Source organism: Shewanella sp. (genome assembly GCF_051658185.1).
GTDB lineage: Bacteria > Pseudomonadota > Gammaproteobacteria > Enterobacterales > Shewanellaceae > Shewanella.
The window spans coordinates 1-5,385 of sequence record NZ_JBOFMC010000414.1 but is presented as its reverse complement, the minus strand read 5'-3'; the positions used below and the strand labels follow the sequence as shown (position 1 = coordinate 5,385).

The following is a 5,385-nucleotide window of genomic DNA, read 5'->3' as shown; positions in this document are numbered from 1 at the left end:
CGGAGCAGACGAAGAGTTTATTTTCGCCGCCAGCGTGGAACAGCATTACCCGGGAATGCTCCAAAAAGCGATCAACAATACTATAGACCTCAATATTGTCACTGATCCCCGGAATATTGGGGATCAGTGAGCACATGCCGCGGATCAGTAAATGAATTTTGACGCCCGCCGCCGAAGCTTCATAGAGTTTTTGGACCAGCGGTTCATCGAGTAAGTTGTTTAATTTTAACGTAATCGCGGCTTTGATATGGCTCTTGGCGTTGACAATTTCTTGATCGATCAAATGGGTTAATTTTTGTCTCGCATCATAGGGCGAGACAATTAAATGCTGAAAATTGTCGCGGCGGTAGGGGTGCTCAATTAAATCAAAAACTTGTTCGACTTCGCGGGCGATATCTTGGTTGGCAGTAAATAGGGATAGGTCCGTGTAAACCCGCGCGGTCCCCTCGTTAAAATTGCCGGAACCCACATGACAGTAGAGCTTGATTTCGCCCTGTTCTTCGCGGCCAATTAAGCACAATTTAGAGTGGACTTTAAGGCTGGTGATCCCATGGTGCACCTTCACTCCGGCTTCAGCCAAAATACGGGTCCACTCAATGTTGGACTGTTCATCAAACCTTGCCCGCAATTCAATCACGGCGGTAACCTGTTTGCCGTTTTTCACTGCATCGATAAGCGATTGCATTACATGGGATTTTTTTGCAACGCGATAGAGATTGATGCGAATAAAGCGTACTGCTGGATCGTAGGCCGCTTGGCGTACCATTTCGGTAAAATGGGAAAATTTATGATAGGGGTAGTTGAGCATAATGTCCCCCAGTTTTATCGCATCAAAACTGTTGGCGCAGCGGCCAAAACCCGCGCTATTCAGGGCGGTGAGTTTTTCATTCTCAAGGTAATCGCGGCTAGGATTGGGGAAGCCAATGAAGTCTTTAAAACTGTGGTAACGCCCTCCGGGGATCAGGCATTCGGTGGAGCTGATATGCAAGTTGTCTTTGAGCATGGCGAGCATGTGCTCGGGCATTTCTTTGTCATAGACTAAGCGTACAGGCTCTGCGGTGAGGCGTTTTTTTAAGCCTTTAGTCATTTTTTCGAGCTGAGTTTGCTCGAGCTCATCGGTAATATCAAACTCCGCATCCCGGGTGAGTTTCATCGAATACACTTCGATCGCATCGTATTCAAAAAAAGGCCCAAACAGATCATCGACACAATGGCGGATAATATTATCTAGCAAAATCAAGTATTTTTTTGCCTTGCCATTTTCGGTTGGCAATTCGATAAAGCGCGGCACATTTTTGGTGGGGACTTCGACTAAGGCATATTGGCGCCGGGCTTTAGTGTATAAACAGACACATAAATAGGTGGCATCGTCGTTAATGTGTTTGACCAAGTCGCGGTTATTGCTGACGATGAGTGGGGCGATATGACGTTTAAAATGATCGCGAAAGTGTTTTTTAAGCCAGAGGCTATGGAATTCGCTTAGCTGTTTTTCATTAATTAATAGGATATTACGCCGAACGAGCTCGCGCATCAGCTCAGTATAAATTCCATCGAAACGCTCCTGCAGCGCCATCACCTTTGATTGGATTTTTGCCATTAAATGACGGCTATTGTTGTGACCTTCCTGTAGGGATGACAGTAAAATGGCGCGCCGCACAGCAGCGACTCGTACCCGAAAAAACTCATCCATATTGTTAGAGAAGATCCCTAAAAAACGGACGCGCTCGACCAGCGGCACGCTAGGATCGCAGGCTTCTTGTAACACCCGCTCATTAAATGATAACCAAGAGAGTTCTTTATCAATCGACAGTTTGTCGGTATTCGGGGACACTGCACAGCTCCTTTAAGCAAGCGTCATAACGCCCTATACAATAACATTCATTCTCGCTTGTGCAATCAGATTTACTGCCGACAAGTAGAGGAATTTTAATGATAAAAATGCTAATGGCGTCAAAATGGATTCGGGGATATTGGGGTTACGCGCGCCGGCATGCCAATACAAAAATGATCAGCGTAACGAACACGCCCGCCAAGATACGAAGGCAATGTGTCAGTTTGATGACAAATATGACAAAAGGATGACTGTGTGGGTTGCGGCAGCGCTTTGCCCTCAACGTTCACCGCCATACCATTGATGACGGCTGCTTTAGCATCATTTTCTGTTAGCCCATCAACTTCTTGGCGACAGGCGATGAAAATCGGCACACCGCTCTCTTTAAGCATCGCCTTCTAGCAAGGTGTTCAAGCTTAGCCCTTAGCTCTTTGGCTTTGCGGCAAACTATGTTACCGTGCTCGGCTTTTTCAGCGCTGGAGTAGTAAAGGTATGTTTGTTGGATTTGATTATGGGAGTGCCAATTGTGCCGTAGGCGTGATGCTGGCGGGCAAGGTGCAACTATTACCCCTTGCCGCACAATCGGCCTATATACCTTCGACACTCTATGCAATGGACCGAGAATTAATTGCCGAGGCGGTTTATCAAGGGCTCCCTCCTGAATATAAAGCAGACTTTGCTAAAAAGCGTGCCGCGCAGCTCAGTCGCGCTCGGATCATCCGCCATGAGCTCGATCTTGACCCAGATACTCCTGCGGTATTTGTCGGCGAGCAGGCGCTGCAAGCCTATTTAGAGATGCCAGAAGAAGGTTTTTATGTCCGTTCGCCAAAATCCTTTTTAGGGGCAACCGGATTGAGACCCGAGCAAATTGCACTATTTGAAGACATTGTCACTTTGATGATGCAACACATCAAGACGCGTGCTGAAGCGGTATTAGTCGAAAAGGGCATAGCCGGTACCGGGAATGCCGAGGAAGATACCGGCACGCAAGGGCGCACGCACCTCATTACCCATGCGGTGATTGGTCGACCCGTAAACTTTCAAGGGATTGGCGGTGAGGAAAGCAACCAGCAGGCCGAAGCCATTTTACGCCTTGCCGCCAAGCGAGCAGGCTTTATTGATGTGGCCTTTTTATTTGAACCGTTAGCAGCAGGTATGGACTATGAGGCCAGCCTGAATGAAGATAAAACCGTGCTGGTGGTCGATGTGGGGGGAGGGACTACCGATTGCTCAGTGGTTAACATGGGACCATCCCATAAGGATCGCCGCGATCGCGCCGCCGATTGTCTCGGTCACAGTGGTCAACGCATTGGCGGGAATGATTTAGATATCGCCCTTGCCATGAACGCCTTTATGCCGCATTTTGGTTTAGGCTCATTGATGACTAACGGTAAGCCGATGCCAAGTAAACCTTTTTGGAATGCTGTTGCCGTTAACGATATCAGTGCCCAGCGCGAATTTGCCAGTTTAAGCACGCGTAAATTGATTGATGAACTGATAAAAGAAGCCGAGCAGCCACAGTGGCTTCGTCGGCTTTTGCAAGTACAACAACAGCAATTAAGTTACCAAATAGTGCGTTTGGCCGAGCGCGCTAAAATTGCCCTATCGGAACAGGCTACAACGGCGATTTCCCTTGATGTTATCGAAACACCGCTGTGCGCCGAGGTAAACCGCGAAGTGTTTGAACAGGCTATTGAGCCGTCACTGGCAAAAGTCGAAGCCTTGATGCACCAAGCACTGCAACAAGCGGCGCTGATGTATCCTGCGGATGGAAAGTGTCAACCGGATCTGATTTATGTCACCGGGGGGACGGCGCGAAGCCCGGCGATTTATGGCAAAATTGCCAGCGTATTTCCGGAGGTTCCTGTCGTGGTGGGCGATCATTTTGGCTCCGTTACCGCGGGGCTGACCCGTTGGGCACACACCTTATTTGCGCAACAATAATTGATAAGGATATGACAATGAATACTTTTGTAAAAAGTGTATTGGCAGCGTCGCTGCTATTTGTGCTCACTGGTTGCGGCGATGATGTCGGCAAGGTGAGTTTGGGATTGTTCACCACTAAAGATGTGATCATCGATGCTAAACAGGATCCGAAAATCCCAGGGGTGACCTGCCATATCAGCCGAATTGAAGCGAATTTAAATTTTGCCGATCCCTCCGATATGGGGATCAGCTGCCGCCAGACAGGACCTATCACGGCAGCGGATATCGCGAAAATCGATATGGGCAAACACGGCGAAGTGGTGTTTACCGAATCCTTGAGTATTTTATTTAAGTCATTAAAAGTGCGTCGGATTTATGATGCACAACATCAAACCTTACTGTATTTATCTTACTCGACCAAAGAAACTAACGGCAGTCACAAACATGCCTTGTCGACTGTGCCATTGTTTGGCTCTCAGGCATGGGTGGATCCAGCCCTAAAGGCCGTAGCAAAAACGACCACACCTTAACAAGGGCGAGAAAACTGCCCCTGTATACTGTCCTTAATATGCGCCTGAAAATCGGCCCTTAGCACAGTTGATGGTATTGGCGTTGATGATGTTGGTATTGATGTTGGTATTGATACTGTTGAGCGCGGGGCGGATTGTTTGCTTATCGGCAATATTTAGGGTAAAGCAACAAAGGGGCGAGACGCTTTTTCTCGCCCAGCTTTTTCGTTTACGTCATTGAATACTCAGCGCGTGTATGCCCGCAGGGCCAGTGAGTACTAAACGATTGGGTTTTCCGATTGGCGAGCTATTTGTGCTTAGCCGCCAACGCCGCATTAAATCGATCAAAACCTGCGCTGAGATCGGCGATCAAATCAGCGGGATCCTCTAAACCAATATGTAAACGGATCAACGGTTTGCTCGCATCCCAGTGGGTGACTGAGCGAATTTTTTCAATGCCAAAAATCCCCAAAATTAAGCTTTCGTATCCCCCCCAAGAGAAGCCCATTTTAAAATGGCGCATATTTTCAACTAAAGCGGTGACTGACTCGGCATCCCCTTGTTTTAATACAAAAGAAAATAAGCCATTGGACGCGCTAAAGTCGCGCTTAAAAAAAGCGTGGCCGGGGCAGGTATCAAAGGCCGGGTGGCGCAAATGATCCACTTCGGGGCGGGCTGCTAACCAGTTGGCGATTTCGAGTGCATTTTTTTCATGCTGCGCCATACGCACGCCTAAGGTACGAAGACCGCGAGCGGCAAGGTAGACGTCGTCAGGGGAGGTGGTTTGTCCCATTAAGTAGCTATGTTCACGCAATTGTGGCCAATATTGGGCGTTGGCGGTTGCCGTGCCCATCATCACATCCGAGTGGCCGACGATGTATTTGGTGGCGGCTTGGATACTGATATCCACACCCATCTCAAAAGGTTTACTGTTGATGGGCGAGGCCCAAGTATTGTCGAGAATGGTGATAAGGCCATGCTCATGGGCGATGCGGCACAGGGTCGGAACATCCTGCACTTCCATGGTGATGGAGCCGGGAGACTCTAAATACAGCACTTTAGTATTTGGACGGATCAGCTGCTGCAGGTTGGCGCCAATCAGTGGATCATAATAAGTGG

General features: G+C 48.5%; 5 protein-coding genes. 2 read left to right on the top strand and 3 right to left on the bottom strand.

What is annotated here, in order from left to right:
* The coding region (gene ppk1 / locus ACRCZA_RS15335; protein WP_438675261.1) for a polyphosphate kinase 1 at window positions 1-1,831 on the bottom strand (1,831 nt) is incomplete at its 3' end.
* A 119-nt stretch (window positions 1,832-1,950) separates the two neighbouring features.
* A complete protein-coding gene (locus ACRCZA_RS15330; RefSeq protein ID WP_438675260.1) occupies window positions 1,951-2,205 on the bottom strand; it encodes a hypothetical protein in 255 nt (84 codons plus the stop codon).
* Between the two features lie 118 nt (window positions 2,206-2,323).
* Here ACRCZA_RS15330 and yegD point away from each other — a divergent pair, with 118 nt between their 5' ends.
* Window positions 2,324-3,775 (top strand): molecular chaperone, encoded by a 1,452-nt coding sequence (gene yegD / locus ACRCZA_RS15325; protein ID WP_438675259.1) that lies wholly within the window; start codon window positions 2,324-2,326, stop codon window positions 3,773-3,775.
* Between the two features lie 17 nt (window positions 3,776-3,792).
* Window positions 3,793-4,287: a CreA family protein gene (locus ACRCZA_RS15320; protein ID WP_438675258.1), complete on the top strand. Its 495-nt coding sequence runs from the start codon at window positions 3,793-3,795 to the stop codon at window positions 4,285-4,287.
* Window positions 4,288-4,573: 286 nt separating this feature from the next.
* Here the strand turns inward: ACRCZA_RS15320 and ACRCZA_RS15315 are convergent.
* Window positions 4,574-5,385 (bottom strand): PLP-dependent transferase (locus tag ACRCZA_RS15315; RefSeq protein ID WP_438675257.1); only part of this gene is annotated, 812 nt, incomplete at its 5' end.

What these genes read in the sequence shown, in the direction of transcription:
- yegD (WP_438675259.1), top strand. Translation starts at nt 2,324, where the DNA reads ATGTTTGTTGGATTTGATTATGGGAGTGCCAATTGTGCCGTAGGCGTG.
- ACRCZA_RS15320 (WP_438675258.1), top strand. Translation starts at nt 3,793, where the DNA reads ATGAATACTTTTGTAAAAAGTGTATTGGCAGCGTCGCTGCTATTTGTG.